The sequence below is a fragment of the Lentzea aerocolonigenes genome, from assembly GCF_000955955.1.
In the GTDB taxonomy this organism is placed as follows: Bacteria; Actinomycetota; Actinomycetes; order Mycobacteriales; family Pseudonocardiaceae; genus Lentzea; species Lentzea aerocolonigenes_A.
The window spans coordinates 1-20,404 of record NZ_JYJG01000353.1 but is presented as its reverse complement, the minus strand read 5'-3'; the positions used below and the strand labels follow the sequence as shown (position 1 = coordinate 20,404).

General features: G+C 68.2%; 21 protein-coding genes and 1 riboswitch. Of the genes, 7 read left to right on the top strand and 14 right to left on the bottom strand.

What is annotated here, in order from left to right:
- Nucleotides 1-314 precede the first annotated feature (314 nt).
- The 3 genes from UK23_RS37490 to UK23_RS37480 all read right to left on the bottom strand — a co-directional run bounded on the left by UK23_RS37490 (nucleotide 315) and on the right by UK23_RS37480 (nucleotide 3,607).
- The gene (locus tag UK23_RS37490; RefSeq protein WP_045316515.1) at nucleotides 315-1,655 is read right to left on the bottom strand and encodes a polysaccharide lyase 6 family protein; all 1,341 of its coding nucleotides are present in this window, start codon (nucleotides 1,653-1,655) and stop codon (nucleotides 315-317) included.
- A 131-nt stretch (nucleotides 1,656-1,786) separates the two neighbouring features.
- Nucleotides 1,787-3,130: a polysaccharide lyase 6 family protein gene (locus UK23_RS37485; RefSeq protein WP_045316514.1), complete on the bottom strand. Its 1,344-nt coding sequence runs from the start codon at nucleotides 3,128-3,130 to the stop codon at nucleotides 1,787-1,789.
- Between the two features lie 42 nt (nucleotides 3,131-3,172).
- The gene (locus UK23_RS37480; RefSeq protein ID WP_045316513.1) at nucleotides 3,173-3,607 is read right to left on the bottom strand and encodes an NUDIX hydrolase; all 435 of its coding nucleotides are present in this window, start codon (nucleotides 3,605-3,607) and stop codon (nucleotides 3,173-3,175) included.
- Between the two features lie 74 nt (nucleotides 3,608-3,681).
- Here UK23_RS37480 and UK23_RS37475 point away from each other — a divergent pair, with 74 nt between their 5' ends.
- Both UK23_RS37475 and UK23_RS37470 read left to right on the top strand, forming a co-directional pair.
- Nucleotides 3,682-4,605: an SPFH domain-containing protein gene (locus UK23_RS37475; protein WP_045316512.1), complete on the top strand. Its 924-nt coding sequence runs from the start codon at nucleotides 3,682-3,684 to the stop codon at nucleotides 4,603-4,605.
- A complete protein-coding gene (locus tag UK23_RS37470; RefSeq protein ID WP_045316511.1) occupies nucleotides 4,605-4,811 on the top strand; it encodes a hypothetical protein in 207 nt (68 codons plus the stop codon). The genes UK23_RS37475 and UK23_RS37470 overlap by 1 nt, the downstream gene beginning before the upstream one ends.
- On the opposite strand, the gene UK23_RS37465 is transcribed toward UK23_RS37470, so the two are convergent.
- Nucleotides 4,808-5,545, bottom strand: coding sequence for a PIG-L deacetylase family protein (locus UK23_RS37465; protein ID WP_045316520.1), 738 nt, complete (start codon nucleotides 5,543-5,545; stop codon nucleotides 4,808-4,810). The genes UK23_RS37470 and UK23_RS37465 overlap by 4 nt on opposite strands.
- A gap of 143 nt (nucleotides 5,546-5,688) precedes the next feature.
- On the opposite strand from UK23_RS37465, the gene UK23_RS37460 reads away from it, so the two are divergent.
- The 4 genes from UK23_RS37460 (at nucleotide 5,689) to UK23_RS37445 (ending at nucleotide 10,506) form a co-directional block, all read left to right on the top strand.
- Nucleotides 5,689-7,953 carry a beta-glucosidase gene (locus UK23_RS37460; RefSeq protein ID WP_063778155.1) on the top strand — a complete coding sequence of 755 codons (2,265 nt, stop codon included), beginning with the start codon at nucleotides 5,689-5,691 and terminating at the stop codon, nucleotides 7,951-7,953.
- 122 nt (nucleotides 7,954-8,075) lie between these two features.
- Nucleotides 8,076-8,342 carry a 30S ribosomal protein S20 gene (gene rpsT, locus UK23_RS37455; RefSeq protein ID WP_030479455.1) on the top strand — a complete coding sequence of 89 codons (267 nt, stop codon included), beginning with the start codon at nucleotides 8,076-8,078 and terminating at the stop codon, nucleotides 8,340-8,342.
- A 114-nt stretch (nucleotides 8,343-8,456) separates the two neighbouring features.
- Nucleotides 8,457-9,728, top strand: coding sequence for a cytochrome P450 (locus UK23_RS37450; RefSeq protein WP_045316510.1), 1,272 nt, complete (start codon nucleotides 8,457-8,459; stop codon nucleotides 9,726-9,728).
- Nucleotides 9,706-10,506, top strand: a complete 801-nt coding sequence (locus UK23_RS37445) for a class I SAM-dependent methyltransferase (protein WP_045316509.1) — start codon at nucleotides 9,706-9,708, stop codon at nucleotides 10,504-10,506. Before UK23_RS37450 ends, UK23_RS37445 begins: the two co-directional genes overlap by 23 nt.
- A gap of 1 nt (nucleotide 10,507) precedes the next feature.
- On the opposite strand, the gene holA is transcribed toward UK23_RS37445, so the two are convergent.
- On the bottom strand, nucleotides 10,508-11,485 hold the full coding sequence (holA, locus tag UK23_RS37440) for a DNA polymerase III subunit delta (RefSeq protein ID WP_045316508.1): 978 nt from the start codon (nucleotides 11,483-11,485) through the stop codon (nucleotides 10,508-10,510).
- Between the two features lie 78 nt (nucleotides 11,486-11,563).
- Nucleotides 11,564-11,695: riboswitch (SAM riboswitch) on the top strand.
- Between the two features lie 11 nt (nucleotides 11,696-11,706).
- Between holA and thrC the strand changes: the two genes are divergently transcribed.
- A complete protein-coding gene (thrC, locus tag UK23_RS37435) occupies nucleotides 11,707-12,963 on the top strand; it encodes a threonine synthase (protein ID WP_045316507.1) in 1,257 nt (418 codons plus the stop codon).
- A 217-nt stretch (nucleotides 12,964-13,180) separates the two neighbouring features.
- Here thrC and UK23_RS52205 read toward each other — a convergent pair whose 3' ends face one another.
- From UK23_RS52205 to UK23_RS37395, 9 genes are all read right to left on the bottom strand, one after another.
- On the bottom strand, nucleotides 13,181-13,636 hold the full coding sequence (locus UK23_RS52205; RefSeq protein WP_156213680.1) for a hypothetical protein: 456 nt from the start codon (nucleotides 13,634-13,636) through the stop codon (nucleotides 13,181-13,183).
- Nucleotides 13,519-15,927, bottom strand: coding sequence for a ComEC/Rec2 family competence protein (locus tag UK23_RS37430; RefSeq protein WP_045316506.1), 2,409 nt, complete (start codon nucleotides 15,925-15,927; stop codon nucleotides 13,519-13,521). The genes UK23_RS52205 and UK23_RS37430 overlap by 118 nt, the downstream gene beginning before the upstream one ends.
- Before the next feature lie 419 nt (nucleotides 15,928-16,346).
- Entirely contained in the window at nucleotides 16,347-16,676 is a 330-nt protein-coding gene (locus UK23_RS37425; RefSeq protein ID WP_045316505.1) for a hypothetical protein, read from the bottom strand.
- Entirely contained in the window at nucleotides 16,673-17,359 is a 687-nt protein-coding gene (locus UK23_RS37420; RefSeq protein ID WP_082115290.1) for a ComEA family DNA-binding protein, read from the bottom strand. Before UK23_RS37420 ends, UK23_RS37425 begins: the two co-directional genes overlap by 4 nt.
- Nucleotides 17,360-17,446: 87 nt before the next feature.
- A complete protein-coding gene (locus UK23_RS37415) occupies nucleotides 17,447-18,340 on the bottom strand; it encodes a DegV family protein (protein ID WP_045316504.1) in 894 nt (297 codons plus the stop codon).
- A 55-nt stretch (nucleotides 18,341-18,395) separates the two neighbouring features.
- Nucleotides 18,396-19,091 carry a diglucosylglycerate octanoyltransferase gene (gene octT, locus UK23_RS37410; protein ID WP_045316517.1) on the bottom strand — a complete coding sequence of 232 codons (696 nt, stop codon included), beginning with the start codon at nucleotides 19,089-19,091 and terminating at the stop codon, nucleotides 18,396-18,398.
- On the bottom strand, nucleotides 19,088-19,693 hold the full coding sequence (locus tag UK23_RS37405) for a histidine phosphatase family protein (protein WP_045316503.1): 606 nt from the start codon (nucleotides 19,691-19,693) through the stop codon (nucleotides 19,088-19,090). The genes octT and UK23_RS37405 overlap by 4 nt, the downstream gene beginning before the upstream one ends.
- Before the next feature lie 7 nt (nucleotides 19,694-19,700).
- Nucleotides 19,701-20,084, bottom strand: a complete 384-nt coding sequence (gene rsfS / locus UK23_RS37400) for a ribosome silencing factor (protein ID WP_045316502.1) — start codon at nucleotides 20,082-20,084, stop codon at nucleotides 19,701-19,703.
- Between the two features lie 141 nt (nucleotides 20,085-20,225).
- Nucleotides 20,226-20,404 (bottom strand): cold-shock protein (locus tag UK23_RS37395; RefSeq protein WP_063778154.1); only part of this gene is annotated, 179 nt, incomplete at its 5' end.

Sequence of the window (20,404 nt, the reverse complement as noted above, 5' to 3'; positions counted from 1 at the left end):
AATTCATATATTACTGGCTGTGTTTCGGCACGCTGTTGAGTTCTCAAAGAACACGCGCTCACCGGATCCGATCTCCGTTTCCGGAGAGTTTCACTCGGGGCTTGTGTTGCTGAAGCTTATTTGGTGTTCCTGGCCGGTGTCAAATCGGCCTCTCAGAGGCTTCTTTGTCTTCGGCTTTTGCCAGGCCCGTTCCGGTTTTGATTTCCGGCCCGTGTCGCTCTGACATGGAGAACATTACACGGGGGTGTTTCGATCTCCAAATCGGGGGGTCCTGGTAGCCGCGAAACGTGCGGCCACCAGGACAAATGCCCGACTCAGGGTGCGGAGACCCCGACATCCGACGGCGTCAGCGGCTTCCGCACAGCCGACGAGCTGTACTCGTCCGACCCCACATCAGGCTTGCCGACGCGGGACTGCGAGTCGAAGTCCTTCGTGACGTACGAGTACGTACCCGCGGAGCTCTCGATCGCCGGGCTCCCGGACGCAAGACGCAGCAGACCGTTCGTGTCGCGCACCAGCTTCGGGTCGACCGAGCGGTAGCCCGACGAGATGCCGGCGGTGCCACCCCACACGATGTTGCCCTCGTACTTCACCGTCGAGCCGCTCATCATCTCGATGAACTTCGACGACGAACCCTTGATGACGTTGTTCGCGAACACGCAGTCCTTGGGTGCGTAGGTGCCGGTGTCGCTGTCGACCACGGCGCCCGTCCCGATCAGGGTGTTGAACGCGACGGTCACGCGGTCCGGCCGGTCGTGCAGCTTCGAGGTGGGGCCGCTGTCGGTCTCGGAGCCCTTGCCGAACACGAGCGCCCGGTCACCCGAGTTCTCCACGTAGTTGTTGAACACCTTGTGGTCGTTCCCGTGGAACCTGATGCCGCTGCCGAAGAGCAGGTTGCCCTCGACCGTGGAGCGGTTGCCGTGGCGCAGGACGATGTAGCCCTTGCTGTCCCGGATCGTGTTGAAGCGGATCGTGTTGTCCGAGGACTTCACCGAGATCGCCTCGGGGTCGCCGTTCGCCTTCTCGAACAGGTTGTTCTCGATGACGGCGTTGGCGGAGAGCTGTTGCTTGTAGCTGTAGCCGAGCCGGATCGACTCGCCGCCGTTCAACCCGCTGTAGCTGTGGTTGTAGAAGTAGTTGTGGTGGACCTTCGTCCGTTGGGCGATCTTGCCGTCTGGACCGGTGATCTGCAGGTACACGCCCTCGTTGGTGCGGTTCGAGAACGTGTTGTGGTCGACCTCGACGTCGTCGGCGCTCACCGTGAGAGAGGCGCCGTCCTTGTCACCGTTGAACGTGGTGCGGGTGATGCGCGTCCCGGCAGCCTCGGCCGGCACCGCCAGGGTGCTGGTGCCGGAGAAGACGAAGCCTTCGACGGTCACGCGGCGAACCGCGCCGAACTCGAAGCTCCCGGCGCTGAGCACCGCGCGGCCGGCGTGCCTGGCCGCGATGGTGATCCTCGACTTGGTGATCTTGATCGGCTTGTCCGCGCGGTGCACGCCGTCCGCGAGCACGATGCGCTGACCGGACCGGGCCTTGTTGATCGCGGCTTGCAGGGCCGCGACGTTCGGCACGCTCACGACCGCGGCGTCCGCGGGCGTCTGAACCAGCGAAGACAGCAGGGCAGCCGCACCCACGACGGCTAGTGATCGGATCATTCGCCAACTCCTGTGGTGGCATTTCGGCAGCGGTGGACCGAAAGTACTGAGGAGTTCCTGCGGACGAGGCAGTTCCGCAGAGGCCACTTGCCCCGTCCTGCAGGGATGGATCCGATGTCTGCCCTCAGGGGCTACGGCGCCGACGGACCGACATCTGCCTTGGTCAGCGGCTTGCGCAACGCGGACGAGGTGTACTCGTCCGCACCGACATCAGGCTTGCCGGAGCGTGCCTGCGGGTCGAAGTCGCGCGTCACGTAGGAGTAGGTGCCCACCGACGCGTCGATGGCAGGGCTACCGGACGTGAGGCGGAACAGCCCGTTGGCGTCCTTCACGAGCTTCGGGTCCACGGACTTGTAGCCGGACGACGGCATGCTGCCGCCGGTGCCACCCCAGATGACGTTGCCCTCGTACTTCACGACCGAACCGCTGTGCATGGAGACGACACCACCGGACGAGCCCTTGATGATGTTGTTCGCGAGCACGCAGTCCTTCGGCTTGAAGTTGCCGCCGTCGCTGTCGACGACCGCGCCCGTGCCGATGAGCGTGTTGAAGGCGACCGTCACGCGGTCCGGCCTGTCGTGTTCCTTGGAGGTCGGGCCGCTGTCCGCCTCGCTGCCGGAGCCGAACACCATCGCGCGGTCGCGGGTGTTCTCCACGTAGTTGTTGTAGATCTTGTGGTCGTTGCCGTGGAACCGGATGCCGCTGTTGAACAGCAGGTTGCCCTCGACCGTGGAGCGGTTGCCGTGGCGCAGGACGATGTAGCCCTTGCTGTTGCGGATCGTGTTGTAGCGGATGGTGTTGTCCGAGGACTTGACGGAGATGGCCTCGGAGTCGCCGTCCGCCTTCTCGAAGAGGTTGTACTCGACGATCGCGTTCGCGGACTTCGACTGCTTGTGGCTGTAGCCGAGCCGGATCGACTCGCCGCCGTTCGCCCCGGAGAACTGGTGGTTGTAGAAGTAGTTGTGGTGGATGTGCGACCGCTTGGCGATGTCGCTGCCAGGGCCGGTGATCTGCAGGTACACGCCCTCGTTGGTGCGGTTCGAGAACGTGTTGTGGTCGATCTCGACGTCGTCGGCGCTCACGCTGAGCGAGGCGCCGCTCTTGTTGCCGTTGTACGTGTTGCGGGTGATGCGGGTGGCCTGCGCCTCGGCCGGCACGTCCAGCGAGCTCGTGCCGTCGAAGACGAAGCCCTCGATGGTGACGTGCTGGACGTTGCCGAGCTGGAAGCCACCGCTCGTGAACACCGTGCCGCCAACTGTCTGCGCGGCGACGGTGATGCCGGACCTGGTGATCTTGATTGGCTCGGCCACGTGCACGCCGTCGGCGAGCACGAGGCGTTGACCGGGACGCGCCGAGTCGATCGCGGCTTGCAGGGAGGACGCGCTCGACACGCTGACAATCGCCGCGAAGGCAGGCGCGTGGACGAAGGAAGACAGCAGGGTGGCCGCGCCGACGGCGGCCAGTGATCGGATCATTCGCCAACTCCGTTGTGGGCAGTTGGCGGCGGTAGACCTAAGTTACCGCAAGATCCCGGCAGGTGGAGTAGTTCGATACAGACCAAGGGCCGTATCGAGCGAGGCGACGCGTTCCAGTTGTCCGATGTCTGCGAGCGGGAACCACTGGGCGAGGTCGGTCGTGCCGTCGACCTCGTAGCGGAGTTCACCGCCGGTGATCCGGACCTCGTACATGATCCGCAGGGCGTGGTAGTCGCGGTCCTGCTCCTCGCGGAACTCCGAGTCGATGCCGAGCAGCCGCAGCACCTCGATCTCGAACCCGGTCTCCTCCATGTACTCCCGGATGACCGCGTCGTGCGGGTGCTCGCCGTGGTCGATGCCGCCGCCGGGGAGGATCCACATCTTGCCGTTGGGGCCGAGCCAGCGCGCTAACAAGATCTCGTCGTTCTCGTTGATGCACACCCCGTACGCGGCTACGCGCTGCTTCTTCGCCCTCATGTGGATCAGCCTAGCTGGCGATCACCCGGGAAAAGTGATATCACTTAGCTAGTACTTCGACAGGGGGTCTGAAGATGGTCGACACGACGGTGCACATGCCGGCGCCCGCTGTGCGTGAGAGGCACGCACGGGAGCTGCCCGGTCTACCGATGTTCTTCGCAGGACTGGTGGTGTACGCGGTGGGTGTGTGGGTGCTCGTCACGGGAGTCATGGACGCCGCGGACAACGGCACGGACCCGGCGCCGGGAATCCTGATCGCCGGGGTGCTGGTGCTGTTCGCGGCGTCGCTGATCATGAAGGGCCTGTTCACGGTCGCGCCCGGTGAGGCGCGCGTGCTGCAGTTCCTCGGCCGCTACGTGGGGACGGTGCGCACGGACGGTCTGCGGTGGGCGAACCCGTTCACCACTCGGGAGAAGATCTCGACCCGGATCCGCAACCACGAGACGCAGACCTTGAAGGTCAACGACGCGGACGGCAACCCGATCGAGATCGCCGCCGTCGTCGTGTGGCACGTGGAGGACACTGCGCGCGCACGGTTCGAAGTGGACGACTTCGTGCGGTTCGTGGGCATCCAGACGGAGACCGCCGTACGGCACATCGCGACGAGCTACCCGTACGACAGCCACGAAGAGGTCGGCCTTTCGTTGCGGGAGAACGCCGACGAGATCACCGAGACGCTGGCGATCGAGATTTCGGCACGGGTGCAGGCCGCGGGTGTGAAGGTGATCGAGTCCCGGCTCACGCACCTCGCGTACGCGCCGGAGATCGCCCAGGCCATGTTGCAGCGGCAGCAGGCTTCTGCGGTCGTGGCGGCACGGACCCGGATCGTCGAGGGCGCCGTCGGCATGGTCGAGCTCGCGTTGCAGCGGCTCGCCGAGCAGGACGTCGTCGAGCTCGACGAGGAACGCAAGGCGGCGATGGTCTCGAACCTGCTCGTCGTCCTGTGCGGTGACCGTTCCACTCAGCCCGTGGTGAACGCCGGTTCGCTCTACACCTGATGGCTGAGCGGAAGAGCGTTCTGCTCAGGCTCGATCCGGCCGTGCACGACGCGTTGAGCAGGTGGGCGAACGACGAGTTGCGCAGCACCAACGCGCAGATCGAGTTCCTGCTGCGGCGTGCGCTGGCGGAGGCGGGCCGGCTGCCGGGCGAGGCGAAGAAGATGCCTCGCCGCGGCAGGCCCCCGAAGAACCCCGACCCGGACTAGAACTCTGGTCGTGCGTGCAGGTCACGGGCGCGGAACAGCACCGCGTGCTCGACGCCCATGGCCTGCCCGCCCATCGCGGCGATCGCCGGGATGAAGTCCGCGGGGGCGGGGTGACCGGGGATCGCGGCCAGGTACGCGGCGTGTGCCTCCAGCGAGGCCACGCCGCGGCGCAGCGGCTCCCCCGACACGTCGACGCCGTGGGTCGGACCGCCGAACCCCGGGACCAGGTACCAGCGCGGGGAGTGCGGTTCGAGGTCCTCGTCGACCTGCTCCGGGAAGATCCACCGGTTGCCCGCGTCTCTGATCGCGTCGAGGGTCGCGAGCCCGGCCGCGCGGTGATCGGCCTGTTCGAAACCGTGCGGGGTGTCGACGTCGAAGTTGCTGCCGAGCACCACGTCGGGCTTGAACCGGCGGATCTCGCGGCAGATGTCCCGGCGCAGGTCCAGGCCGTACACGAGGACGCCGTCCGGGTGGTCGAGGACGGTCAGCTGCTCGACGCCGACCGCGGCGCAGGCGGCCTGTTGTTCGGCGAGTCTCAGGCGTGCCGTCTCTTCTGGAGGGTTCGGCATGCCGGCTTCGCCGCGGGTGAGCAGGAGGTAGCCGACCTCGATGCCGTTCGCGGTCCAGCGGGCGACGGCGGAGGACAGGCCGTACTCCATGTCGTCGGGGTGCGCGACGACGCAGAGCACGCGCTGGAACTCTTCTGGGAGTGCGGGCAATGTCATGCCGGGCATCATTCCCTGTTTCAGCGCAGGCGGCTGAACAGGCGTTTCACCAGCATGAAATCGCTCTCACGGAGTTCCTCCGTTCGGGGGTGTTCTCGTCCGACTCCTCCAGGCGATCGTGTGCGGCGGGCGCACGGGAACGTGGAGGAGTCTTGTCTTTGTTTTCCCGCAAGCGCGCCGGTTTCGGCGTGCTGGGCGTTGCTGTGGTGATGGCGTCGCTGACACCGGCCGGTGGTCTGGCGGCGGGCAAGGAGATCTATCTGGACGCTCGGGCGTCGTCGGAGCGCCGGGTCGAGGACCTGCTCCGGAGAATGACGCTCGAGGAGAAGATCGGGCAGATGCTGCAGATCCGCGTGGGCAAGCTGCGCGGTGACTGCAACAACGGCAACGGGCCGTTGGTGGACTCGTGCCTGAAGGCGGTGCTCGCCGACGCGCACACCGGCTCGATCCTGTCCGGTGGTGGTGACGCGCCGGTCGACAACACGCCGCGTGCGTGGGCCGAGATGAACAACGCGATCCAGCGCTATGCGTTGGAGAACAACCGGTTGAAGATCCCGGTCATCTACGGCGCGGACGGCGTGCACGGGCACAACAACGTCATCTCCGCGACGATGTTCCCGCACCAGATCGGGCTCGGCGCGACGTGGGACCCCGCGCTGTCGGAGCAGATCGGTGTGTCCGCGTCGAAGGCGTTGCGGTCGACGGGCGTGTTCTGGAACTTCGCGCCGGTGTCGGACATCGCGCGCGACACGCGGTGGGGGCGCTACTACGAGACCTACAGCGAGGACTCGTTCCTCGCCGGGCAGATGGCCGCGGCGAACGTGCGCGGGCAGCAGTCGCATGTGGACGACACGGCTCAGCTGACCGCGACGGCCAAGCACTTCGCGGGCTACTCGGCGCCGGCGAACGGGCACGACCGCGCGGCGGCGCAGATTCCGATCCGTCAGCTGCAGGACGTGGTGCTGCCGTCGTTCCAGGCGCAGTTCGACGCGGGTGTGCGCACGGTGATGATCAACTCCGGGTCTTTGAACGGCGTGCCTGTGCACGCGTCGAAGTACATGCTGCAGAAGCAACTGCGTGAGCGCATGGGCTTCAAGGGCGTCGCGGTCTCGGACTGGCAGGACATGAGGTACCTGGTGGACCGGCACAAGGTCGCGCCGGACTACAAGACAGCGATCGCGATGAGCGTCAACGCCGGTGTGGACATGGCGATGGAGCCGTCGAACGCGGCCGAGTTCACCTCGTTGCTGCTGGCGAACGTGCGTGATGGATCGGTGTCGCGCGGGCGGATCGACCAGGCGGTGCGGCGTGTTCTGAAGCTCAAGTTCGACCTGGGGCTGTTCGAGAAGCCCTACGTCGATGCTTCCAAAGCCGACGCCAACGTCGTGAACGCCGACCGGGACCTGGCTCGTCGTGCTGCCGCTGAGAGCGCCGTGCTGCTGAAGAACGACGGTGTGCTGCCGTTGTCGTCTGCCGCGAAGAAGATCGTCGTGACCGGTGAGACCGCCGATGACGTGCGCCGTCAGCTCGGTGGCTGGACCGTCGAGTGGCAGGGCGTGCCGGACGACTCGCCGTTGCCGCCGACCGCGACCGTGCTGACCGGTATTCGCGAGGCCGCTCCTGGTGCGTCCGTCGTGCACGCTGCGACGCCTGCGGCTGCTGTTTCCGAGGCTGCCGGTGCGGACGCGGTCGTCGTCGTCCTGGGTGAGAAGCCCGGTGCGGAGGGTCCTGCCGACACGGAGAACCCGATTTTGACGGCTGACCAGCAGGCGTGGGTCGACTCGGTGCAGGCGACCGGCAAACCGGTGGTCGTGGTGCTGCTGACGGCTCGTCCTCAGGTGCTGGGTGGTGCTGCCGACGCGAACGCGCTGGTCGCGGGCTGGTTGCCGGGTAGCGAGGGTGGCCGGGGCATCGCCGACGTCCTGTTCGGCGCGGTGAACCCGAGCGGCAAGCTGTCGGTGTCGTGGCCTCGTGCTCTGGGTGACCCGACGCTGACCTACGACCAGCTGCCGGGGGCGAACACCTCGGCCGGGGCCAAGTACGACGCGCTGTATCCGTTCGGGCACGGGCTCTCGTACACGTCGTTCACCACTTCGGGTACTTCGGTCGCGGTTGATCGTCACAACGGCGTGGTGAAGTTCACGGTGGCGAACACCGGTGGGCGTGCGGGCACGGTCGTGGTGCCTGTCTACGTCCGCCAGCCCGCCTCGCCGGTGTTGACGCCGGACGCTCGTCTGGTGGGCTTCACCCGCGTGGAACTCGCTGCGGGACAGTCGAAGCAGGTCGAGGTGTCGTTCAAGCTCTCGCAGCTCGCGCTGACCGTGGGCGACGTGGACGGCGACGGGCGGCGTGAGGTCGCACGTGGTGGTTACGAGGCCGTGGTGGGTGCGGAGAAGGCCGCGTTCACGGTGCGCTGAGCTGGCCTGATATCCTTCGTCGTCGTGAACGCGCGGCACTCCGCCGTGGAGGAGAGCCAGCTCAGGCTGGTGCCGACCAAGCGCGTCACGAACTCCGGTTTCGACAAGAAGGGTGATGTCGCATGGCGAACATCAAGTCCCAGCTCAAGCGGATCAAGACCAACGAGAAGGCTCGCCTTCGCAACAAGTCGGTCAAGTCGTCCCTGAAGACGGCCATCCGCAAGTTCCGCGAGGCTGCCGAGGCCGGTGACAAGGCGAAGGCCCTGGAGCTGCTGCAGGACGCGTCCCGCAAGCTCGACAAGGCCGCCACCAAGGGCGTCATCCACGCCAACCAGGCCGCCAACAAGAAGTCGGCGATGGCCCTGCGCGCGAACTCCCTCGAGGGCTGAGTTTTCGCTTCAGGCTCTCGCAAGAGCTTCTGAAAGGGTTCCACTTCCTCCGGGAAGTGGAACCCTTTCGCTTTGTCCGTGGTTGCTTCGCGGCGCAGGTGACAGCGTTCGAGCATGAAGCTGCCCGTCCTCGGCGAGACGATCGCGTACATGCGCAGCCCGGTGGACTGGGCGCGCGACCGCTACGACCGGTTCGGCGCGGTGTCTTCCGTGCCGATGTTCGGGGTGCGGATGACCGTCGCGCTCGGCCCGGACGCCACCGAGGAAGTGCTGCTCAACCGGGACAAAGCCTTCTCCAACGGCGGTGGCTGGGAGAGGTTCATCGGACCGTTCTTCCACCGCGGCCTGCTGCTGCTCGACTTCGACGAGCACCTGCACCACCGGCGGATCATGCAGCAGGCGTTCCTGCCCGCGCGACTGTCCGCCTATCGCGCTCGGATGACACCGGCGATCCCCCGCGAGCTGGCGTCGTGGCCGGTCAACGCCCAGTTCAAGGTGTATCCGGCGGTGCGCGAGATGGTCTTCAACCTGACGTCCGAGGTGCTCACCGGCTCGGGGCTCGGCGCTGAGGCCGACGAGGTGAACCGGCTGTTCGAGGCGTGTCTGCGCGCCTCGACGGGGATCGTGCGCTTCCGCGCGCCCGGCCTGAGCTGGTCTCGTGGGCTGGCGGCCCGGCGGCACCTGGAGACGATCTTCGGCGCGTGGGTGGCGTCGCGGCGCGCTTCGGGCGGACCTGCCGACAACGTGCTCAGCATGCTCTGCGAGGCCGCGACCGACGAAGGCGACCAGTTCACCGGCGCGGACGTGGTCAACCACATGATCCTGTTGCTGCTGGCCGCGCGGGACACGTCGACCATCACGTTGTCGACGATGATCTACTACCTCGGCCAGAACCCTTCGTGGCAGCAGCGGTGTCGTGAGGACGGTGCCGCGGTGGAGTTGGTGCGCAAGGAGGTGCTGCGGCTCGCCCCGCCGTTGCCGCACCTGGTCCGGCGCGTGGTGCGGCCGACTTCTGTTCTGGGGCATCCACTCGCCGTGGGCACGTACGTCCAGACCATCCCGCAGTTCAACCACCACATGCACGAGCTGTGGACGAACCCGCTGGCGTTCGACCCGTTGCGGTTCAGCGAATCGCGCGCCGAGGACAAGGTGCACCGGTACGCGTGGATCCCGTTCGGCGGCGGGGTGCACAAGTGCATCGGGATGCACTTCGCCGGCATGGTGGTCGACGCGGTGATGCACCAGCTGCTGGAGCGCTTCGAGTGGTCCGTCGAGGCCGGTTACGAGATGCCGTGGAACCGCCGTGGTCTGCCCTTTCCGGCGGATGGACTGCCGGTGCGGTTGACCAGTAGGCATAAGAGCCATGGAATCCCTGCCGCGCATTGACTTCGTGGAGCTGCACGACCTCGACCGCACACCGCCCGTATTGCGCACACTCCACACCGAGTCCATCGCGTTCATCTACAGGCTGACGGATGCCGCACGGGAGTACTCGGTGCCGTTGTCCCTCGCCCTGCGCCTTGGTGCCTCGCATCGGATCGTCGACCTCTGCGCCGGCTCGGGCGGCCCGGTGCCGTTGATTCAGCGCAGACTGCACCGCGAGGGCGTGCACACCCAGGTCACGCTGACCGACCTGGTGCCGAATGTCCGCGCGTTCCAACGGGTTCAGGCCGCGAACGCCCGAGTGCTTCCCGATTGTTGCTCGGTGGACTACGAGTCGTCGTCCGTCGACGCGACCGACTGCGCTCTCGAAGGCACGCGGACGATCTACGGCGCCTTCCACCACTTCCCGCCCGCGCTTGCTGTTCGAATGCTGCAGAACGCCGTCGACACCCGGCAGCCGATGGTCGTCGTCGACACCAAGCGGTCGTTCGTCTACCCGCTGCTGTTCCCGTTCCTGACGACGCTGATGGTGCTGATCTCCGCGCCGTTCCAGCGCAATCCGCTCCCCCGCTACCTGCTGCGGCTGGTGCTGACCTATCTGGTGCCGGTGCTGCCGTTCATGATGTTCTTCGACAGCGTCGTGTCGTTCCTGCGCATGTACGGGCGCGCGGAACTGCAACGGATGGTCGATGGCCTCTCCGGCACCGAAACGTTCACGTGGAAGATCGGCGTCGTGCCGGGCTTCACGGGAGCCCAGTACCTGATCGGGGTTCCGCGTTGAGTCAGCGGCGGCCGTGCGACGCGACGATCTTGAGCACCGCACGTTCGAGCGCGTAGTCGGCGTCCGCCGCCACACCCTTCACGTCGGCGTTGAGCCCCGCGACCACCTGCATCGCGTCGGCGAGACCGGACTGGTCCCAGCCGCGGGCCTGGGCCTGCGCCTTCTTGATCTTCCACGGCGGCATGCCGAGCGGGCCGGCCAGGCTGAACGGGTCGGCCCGGCCCACCGCGGACACCCGCGCGACCGTGCGCACCGCGTCCGCCAACGCGTCCGCGACCAGCACGTGCGGCACACCGAGCTGCATGGCCCAGCGCAACGCCTCCATCGCACCCGCCCGGTCACCGGTCACGGCCTTCTCGGCGACCGCGAACCCGGTCACCTCGGCCTTGCCCTGGTGGTAGCGGCGGATCTCGTCGACCGTCACCTTGCCGTCGGTGTCGGAGACCAGCTGCGACGCCGCCGCCGAGAGCTCGCGCAGGTTCGTGCCCACGGCGTCGATGAGCGTGGCGACGGCCTCTGGGTCGATCTTGCCGCCCGCCTGCCGCACCTCGTTGCGCACGAACGACTCGCGCTCAGCGGGCTTGGTGATCTTGGCGCACTCGGTGACCGCGGCACCGGCCTTCTTCAGTTGTCCTGGCAGGTCCTTGGCCGCCTTGCTGCGACCACCGCCCGTGTGCAGGACGACGAGCGTCACCCCGTCCGCGGGCGCCTTGACGTAGGAGAGCACCGTGTCGGCGACCTCCTTGCCGATGTCCTGCGCGTTCTGCAGGACGATCACGCGCCCCTCCGCGAACAGCGACGGACTCACCAGCTCAGCCAGCTCAGGAGGCGTGAGATCAGTCACCTGCACACGGGTCAGATCGGCGGTCGGATCGACCTTGCGGGCAGCCTCGAGAGCCGCCCGAACAGCACGTTCGACCAGCAACTCCTCCTCGCCGACGACGAGGTGCAGTGACTCCGGTGCGCTCACGCTCCGCATCCTCCCACGTCCCGGATCGTGGACGTCTGTGGCTGAGCAACGGACTGTTGCCGTAGCTTGGTGGCCACAACTGAACACCGCTCATCCAGAGGGGCAGAGGGACCGGCCCGAAGAAGCCCCGGCAACCGGCGTCAGCGCAGTGCACCAGTGCACGCGCAGACGATCACGGTGCCAATTCCGACCCGTTCGATTTCGCGGGAAAGATGAGGAGATACCTCGCGATGACTGCTGTCTCCGTGCCCACGGGCACCAAGTTCGACCTCGGCCCCGCCCGCGCACTGCTGTGCCGGGAATGTGGCAATGAAACCCCTCTCGCTCCTGAGTACGCCTGTCTGGAGTGTTTCGGGCCGCTGGAAGTGGCCTACGACTTCGGCAAGATCCGGCGCGAGGACATCGAAGCCGGCCCCAGGTCGATCTGGCGCTACCGCGGCCTTCTCCCCGTTCCGTCCACTGTGGAACAGCACCCGAACACCGATCCCGGCGGCACCCGCCTGGTCGAGGCCCACAACCTCGCCAAGGCCCTGGGCGTCCGCAAGGTCTGGGTGAAGGACGACACCGGCAACCCCACCCACTCCTTCAAGGACCGCGTGGTCGGCGTGGCACTCGCCGCCGCCCGCGAGCTCGGCTTCAAGGTCCTGGCCTGCCCGTCGACCGGCAACCTGGCCAACGCCGTCGCCGCGGCCGCCGCCCGCGCGGGCTGGCAGTCGGTGGTTCTCGTTCCCTCCAATCTCGAGCGCGCCAAGATCCTGATGAGCGCCGTCTACGAAGGCGCTCTGATCGCCGTCGACGGCAACTACGACGACGTGAACCGCCTGGCCCAGGAACTCGCCGCGGAGCACGAGGACTGGGCGTTCGTGAACGTCAACGTCCGCCCGTACTACGCGGAGGGCTCGAAGACCCTCGGCTACGAGGTCGCCGAACAGCTCGGCTGGCGCCTGCCCGACCAGATCGTCGTGCCGATCGCCTCCGGCTCTCAGCTCACCAAGGTCGACAAGGCGTTCCGCGAACTCGGTCAGCTCGACCTGGTCGAAGCCACCCCGTACCGCGTCTTCGGCGCGCAGGCCACCGGCTGCTCGCCCGTGTCCGCCGCGTACAAGGAAGGCCACGACGTCATCCGCCCGGTCCGCCCGGACACCATCGCCCGTTCACTGGCGATCGGTGCCCCGGCCGACGGCCCCTACGTGCTCGACGCGGTCCGCCGCACCAACGGCGCCATCGAGGACGTGACCGACGAAGAGGTCGTCGAGGGCATCAAGCTCCTCGCCCGCACCGAGGGCATCTTCGCCGAGACCGCCGGCGGCGTGACCGTGGCGACGGCGAAGAAGCTGATCGAGGCCGGCAAGCTCGACCCGGACGCCGAGACCGTGCTGCTGATCACCGGCGACGGCCTGAAGACCCTCGACGCGCTCGGCGACACGATCGGCCCGCGCGCGACGGTGCCACCGTCGGCCGAGGCCGTCATCAAGGCACTGGCCTAGTCACCTCCTTCCTGCACTTCCTTCCGGTCCGGGGACACTGCACGCGTCCCCGGACCGCGTTGTCCTGACGCACTGCGGGGCTGGCGGACTACTTGTCCGGCGACGCAGTCATCGAAAGTCATGCGCTGCGATGGTGGCGACTCGGCGATCGTGTTCGACCGGGCGGATTACTTCGCCGTTCGGCATGACAGCCTCCATGAGCACAGAACGCGTTGTGTCAGAGGGAAATCGCCTCCGTCTGCAGCCAGCCCGTGCGCGGGAACCGTTGCAGGCCATCCATCACGTGCGGCCCGAACGGCTCCACCTTCGCCCGCCAGGCGACAACCTGTTGGGGCCACGGCGCTTCCGCCTTGAGCACGTTGTAGTGGTAGTCGTGCCAGTCGTGCGGCGCGATCCGCAGGCCGTCGTCGAACACGTGCTCCGAGACGAGGTCATAGGCCTCCTCCGGCTTGGCCGCCTTGGTGGGCGGCAGCACGTGTGTGGTCGTCGCCCGGTAGGTGAGCGCGCGGGTGCCGTCGTCGAGTGTTTCGCAGATGTAGTAACCGAAATCGGGTTTCAGCTCGTCGTGCGGCCATGGCGCCGCCGTGTAGTTCGTCTGCCACAACGCCCACGCGAGGCCGGGCGTGCCGCCGGGGACCGGGTAGCGCGCGTGGTAGAGCCTGATCCAGACCATCTTCTTCTCCTTCTCACTATTCGGTTTCCCGGCAGCACTGCCAGGTCGCCGTCCTTGTCCGTGCGCAACACCACCGCGCCGCCTGCCCTCAGCAGGTCGAGCACGTGCTCGCTGGGGTGGCCGTAGCGGTTGCCCGTGCCCACGCTGACCAGCGCGATTCGTGGTTGTGCGGCTTTGAGGAACGCGGGCAACGAGTACCGCGAACCGTGGTGCGGCACCTTGAGCACGTCGGCCTTCAGGTCCCGCTCCCCCAGCAAGGCCGACTGGCCCGCCAGTTCGACGTCACCGGTGAGCAGCACGCGGCCGGCTCGCGTGATCGCCCTGAGCACGAGCGAGTAGTCGTTGACCGTCGTGTTCGTGTCGTCCGCTGTCGGCGGCCGTCTTGGCCCCAGCACCTCCACTTCCAGTCCTGGCCAGGCGAACCGTTCGCCTGCCTTGGGTTCCACGACCCGCACGCCGTGACTGCGGGCCTGCTTGTTGACCTCTTTCCACGCCCAGTCGGGCTGCTTGAGCGGACCCACCGCGACGGCGCCGACCGCACGCCCGGTGAGCACCGCGGGCAGGCCCTGTACGTGGTCCGCGTGCAGGTGGGTCAGCACGAGGAGCGGAATCCTCTTGATTCCCAGCGTCTTCAGGCAACGGTCGACAGCGCCGGGATCGGGCCCGGTGTCCACCACGACCGCTCTGTCGGCCTCGTCGGTCGCCAGCACGAGCGCGTCGCCTTGGCCCACGTCGCACGCGACGACCTTCCAGCCGTCCGGTGGCCAGGCCGGTGCCACGACCTGCATCGGCACCAGCACGACGAACCCGCCGACGAGCACCGCGACGACCAACGTCCGCGTCTTCCTGAACCGCAGCAACAACACCACCGCTGCCACAGCTCCGGTCAGTGCGACCGCTCCGAGCCAGCCCTGCGGCCAGCTGACCGACGCACCGGGCACGGTCGCCGCTTGCCGGCCGACCTGGATCAACCAGGTGACCGCCGGTCCCGCGACGTGCACGACCAGTTCGGCGGCCGGCCGGTACAGCGGCGCGACGGCTGCCGCCACCACGCCCAGGACCGTTGCCGGTGCGACCACCGGCCCGGCGACCAGGTTGGCGACGATCGACACGAGGCTCACCTGACCGGACAGTCCGGCGACCAGCGGAGCCGTCGCCAGGCTTGCGGCCGTGGGCACGACGATCGCCTCGGCCAAGCCGTTCGGCACGCCGCGGTCCTTCAGCGCTCTCGACCACTTCGGCGCCACCAGGACCAACGCCGACGTCGCCACGACGGACAGCGCGAAACCCGGATCGCCGCCGAGTGCCGGATCGACGAGCACCAGGACGATCACGGCGGCTGCGATGCTCGGCAACGTGGACCGTCTTCGGCCCAGCACCAAAGCCAGCAGCGTCACCGCGCCCATCACCGCCGCCCGCAGAACGCTCGGCTCCGGACCGGCCAGCACCACGAACCCCACGAGCGCCGTCATCGCGGCCGCTGCCGCAGTTCGCGGACCGGTTCGGAGTCGCGTGGCCAGCAGATAGACCGCGCCGCACACGATGGCGAGGTTCGCGCCACTCACCGCCAGCAGGTGCGAGAGGCCGGCGGTGCGGAACTCGTCGACGATGCGCGGCACCATGTGGTCGGTGTCGCCCACCACCAGCGCGGGCAGGAGCCCGGCCTCCTCGTCATCGAGCTCCGCGCTGGCATCCCTCAGGCCGTCGCGGAGGTGGTCCGCCCAGCGTTGCCACGGTGGTGCCGGCTGTGGATCGATCGGCGGGCCGCGAACCCTCAGCAGTGCCGACGTCAGATCGCCGCCTCGAGGTGGCGCCAGCGTGCCCTTGGCCGTGACCTGCTGGCCTGGCAACAGGTTTCGCCACCGGTCGGCCGGAGCCAGCAGGACCAGGCGGGCACCGTCGGCGGTCGCGGTGATGACCACGTGGTCGACGCCCGACTGGTGACCGCCGAAGCCCGCGGCTCGGATGCCTTTGGGTCTGGTGGTGAGTTCCGCGGTCACGGTGGTGGAACGGCCTTCGTCGGCAGCCAGGCGAAGTGGATGTGTCTCGGCCCGGAAGACGTTGCTGCCCACCCAGGCCGCGGCTACCGGGCCGGAGATCAGGAGCGCTATCGCACACGTCCTGGTCCACCAGGCCCGGCGCCAGGCAGCCAGGCCGATCGCTCCCGCCGCCAGTCCGGTGAGGACAGCCGCCTGCCAGCTCAGGAAGAGGCCGGCGACGGCGGTCGCCCACACCGCCGCTGCCGCGGGGACCAGGCGGTAGTCGTGGGCTATCCGATGTTTGCGGGCCACAGGTGCCTCCCCTGTGCGGCAGGGGGCCTCGGATCAGCGCTTGGGCTTCCTTGGCGTGGACGGGGAGGCCTGGGGTTCACGGTGAGGTGAGCAAGTGCGGTGGGCGGGCTGACCAGCGGCGGCCGGACTTCGGGCTGGTGCCAGGTGAGGTCGACGCGACTCGGACGTTGCGGACGCCTGCCCCAGGAGTGGGGGCGGCTGGACGCAGTGGCTTGGAAAGTGGTGCGGCGGGTGATGCGGACAGATCGCATGAGGTGACTCCAGGTGTGGGGTCGAGACGAAAGCGCGGCAGGCCAAGCGCGACAGGATGTTTGGCGCCGAGGCCGAGCGGTGTGAGTGGGCAGCGACTGCGTTCAGCGATGGCAGCGGGCCGAGACCGGCCGCTGGTGTGAGTCGGCTTGCGCGGTGGGACGTACTGGCTAGACGGTGTCCGCTGCGCAGAGGCGGCAGGACGATTTCGGTGGTGCGAGCGAGCTCGGCGGCGGCAGCGAGGCCGGGGCCGGGTCTGCCGGTGGGAGCGGGCCGGGCGGCGCAGGTGGGTAGGCGGGCAGCAGGCGGCGGATCGCGGTGGCCAGCGGACGGCGAGGGCGGCGGCGCTTCTGGGCACCGGTGGCGTGGAACGGGAAAGCGAGAACGATCGGGCTGCGCGGGTGGTTGTGGTCGGCCTGCGGTGCAGAGGCGCGCGTCAGGTGGTGGAGTTGGGCCTTGGCACGGAGGTAGAGGGCCGCGGCCGTGGTGGCGAGGGTCATGTGTGGACCAGGTCGGCCAGCTTGGCGAGCTTGGCGTCGCCGATGCCCTCCACCTCGCGGAGTTGGTCGACTGAGGCGAACGGGCCCTTGCGCGTGCGGTGGTCGACGATGCGTTGAGCCGTCACGGGGCCCACGCCGGGCAGGGAGTCCAGTTCGGACGCCGTGGCCGAGTTCAGGTCCAGTTTGGACGGGGTGGCGGCGGCTGGACCGGCTGGAGGCGGGATGCCGACGGCTATCTGCTCGCCGTCGGTCAGTTTGCGGGCCAGGTTCAGGTTGTGGAGGTCGGCACCCGGTTTCAGGCCGCCGGCCAGACGGATGGCGTCGGCCACTCGCGCGCCTGACGCCACTGTCACGAGGCCTGGGGTGGCCACCTCGCCGACCACGTTCACGACCAGCTCCGGAGCCGGGGCCGTGGTGCTCACCAGCGCCACGTCCGGCGCCTGTTCCGCCGCCGGGCTCCGCCACCAGCTGCCCAGGCCGATGACCGTGCAGGCGACGGCGATGCCCAGGGCCAGCAGGCCTCGGCGCGGGAGGCGGGGCAGGCGGAAGCGGCGGCGGGGTGTGCCGTGCTCGTCCGAGTCTTCTGAGCGGGAGTGGACCAGGGTCGGGTCGGCGCGGACCTTCTCGGCCAGGGCGGCCAGGCGTTCGCTCGCGCTGTCGGCAGGGTGGGGGCGGGGGAGCATGGGGGTGACGCTACGGAGTGGGGTGGGTGGGGAGACCGGGGTGAGCGCGGGGCTGTGGATTACTCGCGGGTTGTGGACAGGTCGCGATCACTCGGGGCTGGAGAGCGGGGAATTGTCGGGGGTGTGTGGGAGGATGTCGGGTCCTCCCGGCAGCACCACCACGCCCAGCACGCCTGGGCCCGTGTGCGCGCCGATCACCGCGCCGACTTCCGAGATGACGCACCCCGTCGAGCCCGGCAGGCGTTCGTCGAGGCGAGTGGCCAGTTCGGCGGCCCGTTCCGGAGCGGCCAGGTGGTGCACGGCCAGGCCGACCGGACCGTCGCCCGCCGCGGCCGCCGCCAGATCGACCAAGCGGCCGACCGCCCGGCTCATCGTGCGCACCTTCTCCAGCGGCACGATCCGGCCGTCGTCCATGTGCAGCAACGGCTTCACGGCCAGCGCGGTCCCCACCAGAGCCGCCGCCGTACCGATCCGGCCACCCCGCCGCAGGTGCTCCAGGGTCTCGAGGCAGAAGAACATCCGGGTCTGAGCGGCAGCGGACGACGCCGCTTCCTCCACTTCGGCGTGCGAACGCCCGTCCGCAACGGCCGCGCACGCCCGCAAGACGGAAAACCCGAGGCCCATCCCCGTCGAACGCGAGTCCACAACCCGGATCCGCGAAGGATCGATCTCCTCCGCAGCCAGCCGAGCGGCCTCCCACGTCCCGGACAGCTCACGAGAGAGATGTACCGACACGATCGCGTCAGCAGAAGACAACGCTTCGCGGTACACGTCCGCCATCTCGCCCGGCGTCGGACGAGACGTGGTCACGCGGCGGTGCTCGGCCAGCGCGCCGGCGAGCTCGAAAGGACCGAAGTCGACGCCGTCGAGGCGTCCGGCACCGTCCACCGCCACGTGCAGCGGCACCACGGTGATCGAATGGCGCTTCGCGAACCCCTCGGGCAGGTATGCCGTGGAGTCGGTGACGATGGTGATGCGCACGAGCGACGAGCCTACGGGGCTCACTCCTCCGAGGGACTCAACGCCACGGACGAGATCAAGCCTGGGAAGAGATCAGGGCCGCCATCGCCTTGCCCACCAGTTCGTGCCCCTCGAAGCCCCAGTGCATCCCGTCCGGATTTCCGGCACCGGACCGCACGTGCTCCCCGATCACCGAAGGCAGGTCGAGCAACGGCACTCCCGCACGTGCGCCCCACCCGCGCACAGCCGCAACCGCAGCCGCGTGGCCCTGATGAGCGTTCGCATACGTAGGCGCTCGATGCACGGACGGCACGATCCCGACCGCCGGCATCGTGTACTGGAGATTGCGGACCGACACCAACATGTCCCGCAGGTACCGCGCCGTCAGCGCAGGAGGCAGCGACGCGCGCGCGTACGGCGCCAACAGCGGTTGAGCAGCCGCGTAACGCGCACGCACCCACCGCCGCAACCAGTCAGGCCGCACATAACGCAGCCCCTCACGCAGGTAGGTGGGCAACGGCGAGGGCAACGTGTCCATGCTCCCCACGGCGAACACCAGCACGTCCGTGGAAGGCAGCAACGACCAGATCCGCGGGTCCCCCGTCAACGCCCACCAGGCATCCCGGGCAGTCCACCCGAACCCAGCCGCCAACTCGGCGGAACCCCCCAGCGAAGCAGCGCAGATGTTGTGCCACAAGCGCGGGTGATCAGCGGGTAACGGCCCGGAAGGCCCGAAGAACGACAGCGAGTCCCCGAGGACGAGCAGTCTCAACGCGTGGTGCCCGCGTTGTACGACGTCAGCCGCCACCGGTCGTTGCGCCGCGTGAACACGGTCCAGTGGCAGTTCGAGATGCCACCGAGCTGCGACCAGGTCTGCACCGGCAGATCGAGCAACCGGCCGGTCAACGCGCTGATCAGACCCCCGTGCGCGCACAACATGACGGTGCCGGAGAACTCCGCGTCCACCTCGCGCACGACCTCGATGGCCCGCTCGGCCACCTCGACGCGCGACTCCCCGTCCGGCGGCGTGTAGGTCGGGTCGGTGCGCCAGACGGTGACCGCGCCCGGCCACTCCTGCTCGACCTCGGCCAGGTTCAGCCCCTGCCACTTGCCCAGGTGCGTCTCGCGCAGCCGCTCGTCGATCCGCAGCGGAACGTCAGCCGATGTGGTGAAAACCCGGGCCGTGTCGCGCGCACGTTGCAGGTCGGAGGCGACCACGGTCTCCGGTTCGAACCCGGCGAGCACCGGCACGGCGAACCTGGCCTGGTTCAAGCCGGTCTCGGTGAGCGCCGAGTCCAGATGACCCTGCAGACGACCTGTCGCGTTGTAGTCGGTCTCACCGTGCCGCCACAGCACGAGCCGGCTCAGGGCCATCGCTACCTCATTCAGCCGTGGAGTCGGCGGGGACGTCCGCTTCGAACTCGATCCGCGGGCAGTCCTTCCACAGCCGCTCCAGGCCGTAGAAGCTGCGCTCCTCCGTGTGCTGAACGTGCACGACGACGTCCACGAAGTCCAGCAGCACCCACCGGCCCTCGCGAGCCCCTTCGCGGCGCACCGGCTTCGTACCGGCCTCCCGCAGCTTCTCCTCGATGTTGTCGACGATCGCGCCGACCTGCCGCTCGTTCGGAGCGGACGCGATCACGAACACGTCCGTGATCACGAGCTGGTCGGAGACGTCGAGCACCGTCACGTCGTGCGCCTTCTTGTCGGCCGCTGCGTTCGCCGCGACCAGCGCCAGCCGTCGTGCCTCGTCGGTGGCTGCCACGTCACTCCTCTGACTTCCGGCGGGCGTCGATACGCCCACACGAGTTACTGAGAGTACCGGCGACCGCCAACCGTTACGTCACAAGCGGGCATGAGGAAGGCCACCCCAGCGCCCTGGAGTGGCCTTCACCTGCGCCGAAGCTTAGAGCGGGCGGACCTGCTGGGCCTGCGGCCCCTTCTGGCCCTGACCGACCTCGAACTCGACCTTCTGGTTCTCCTCGAGCGACCGGAAACCCTTGGACTGGATCTCCGAGTAGTGCACGAAGACGTCTGCCGAGCCGTCGTCGGGCGCGATGAAGCCGAAGCCCTTCTCGGCGTTGA

Excerpts from the sequence above, each read along its gene's own strand:
- UK23_RS37490 (WP_045316515.1), bottom strand. The coding sequence starts at position 1,655 with ATGATCCGATCACTAGCCGTCGTGGGTGCGGCTGCCCTGCTGTCTTCG.
- UK23_RS37485 (WP_045316514.1), bottom strand. The coding sequence starts at position 3,130 with ATGATCCGATCACTGGCCGCCGTCGGCGCGGCCACCCTGCTGTCTTCC.
- UK23_RS37480 (WP_045316513.1), bottom strand. The coding sequence starts at position 3,607 with ATGAGGGCGAAGAAGCAGCGCGTAGCCGCGTACGGGGTGTGCATCAAC.
- UK23_RS37475 (WP_045316512.1), top strand. The coding sequence starts at position 3,682 with ATGGTCGACACGACGGTGCACATGCCGGCGCCCGCTGTGCGTGAGAGG.
- UK23_RS37470 (WP_045316511.1), top strand. The coding sequence starts at position 4,605 with ATGGCTGAGCGGAAGAGCGTTCTGCTCAGGCTCGATCCGGCCGTGCAC.
- UK23_RS37465 (WP_045316520.1), bottom strand. The coding sequence starts at position 5,545 with ATGCCCGGCATGACATTGCCCGCACTCCCAGAAGAGTTCCAGCGCGTG.
- rpsT (WP_030479455.1), top strand. The coding sequence starts at position 8,076 with ATGGCGAACATCAAGTCCCAGCTCAAGCGGATCAAGACCAACGAGAAG.
- UK23_RS37450 (WP_045316510.1), top strand. The coding sequence starts at position 8,457 with ATGAAGCTGCCCGTCCTCGGCGAGACGATCGCGTACATGCGCAGCCCG.
- UK23_RS37445 (WP_045316509.1), top strand. The coding sequence starts at position 9,706 with ATGGAATCCCTGCCGCGCATTGACTTCGTGGAGCTGCACGACCTCGAC.
- holA (WP_045316508.1), bottom strand. The coding sequence starts at position 11,485 with ATGCGGAGCGTGAGCGCACCGGAGTCACTGCACCTCGTCGTCGGCGAG.
- thrC (WP_045316507.1), top strand. The coding sequence starts at position 11,707 with ATGACTGCTGTCTCCGTGCCCACGGGCACCAAGTTCGACCTCGGCCCC.
- UK23_RS52205 (WP_156213680.1), bottom strand. The coding sequence starts at position 13,636 with ATGGTCTGGATCAGGCTCTACCACGCGCGCTACCCGGTCCCCGGCGGC.
- UK23_RS37425 (WP_045316505.1), bottom strand. The coding sequence starts at position 16,676 with ATGACCCTCGCCACCACGGCCGCGGCCCTCTACCTCCGTGCCAAGGCC.
- UK23_RS37420 (WP_082115290.1), bottom strand. The coding sequence starts at position 17,359 with ATGCTCCCCCGCCCCCACCCTGCCGACAGCGCGAGCGAACGCCTGGCC.
- UK23_RS37405 (WP_045316503.1), bottom strand. The coding sequence starts at position 19,693 with ATGGCCCTGAGCCGGCTCGTGCTGTGGCGGCACGGTGAGACCGACTAC.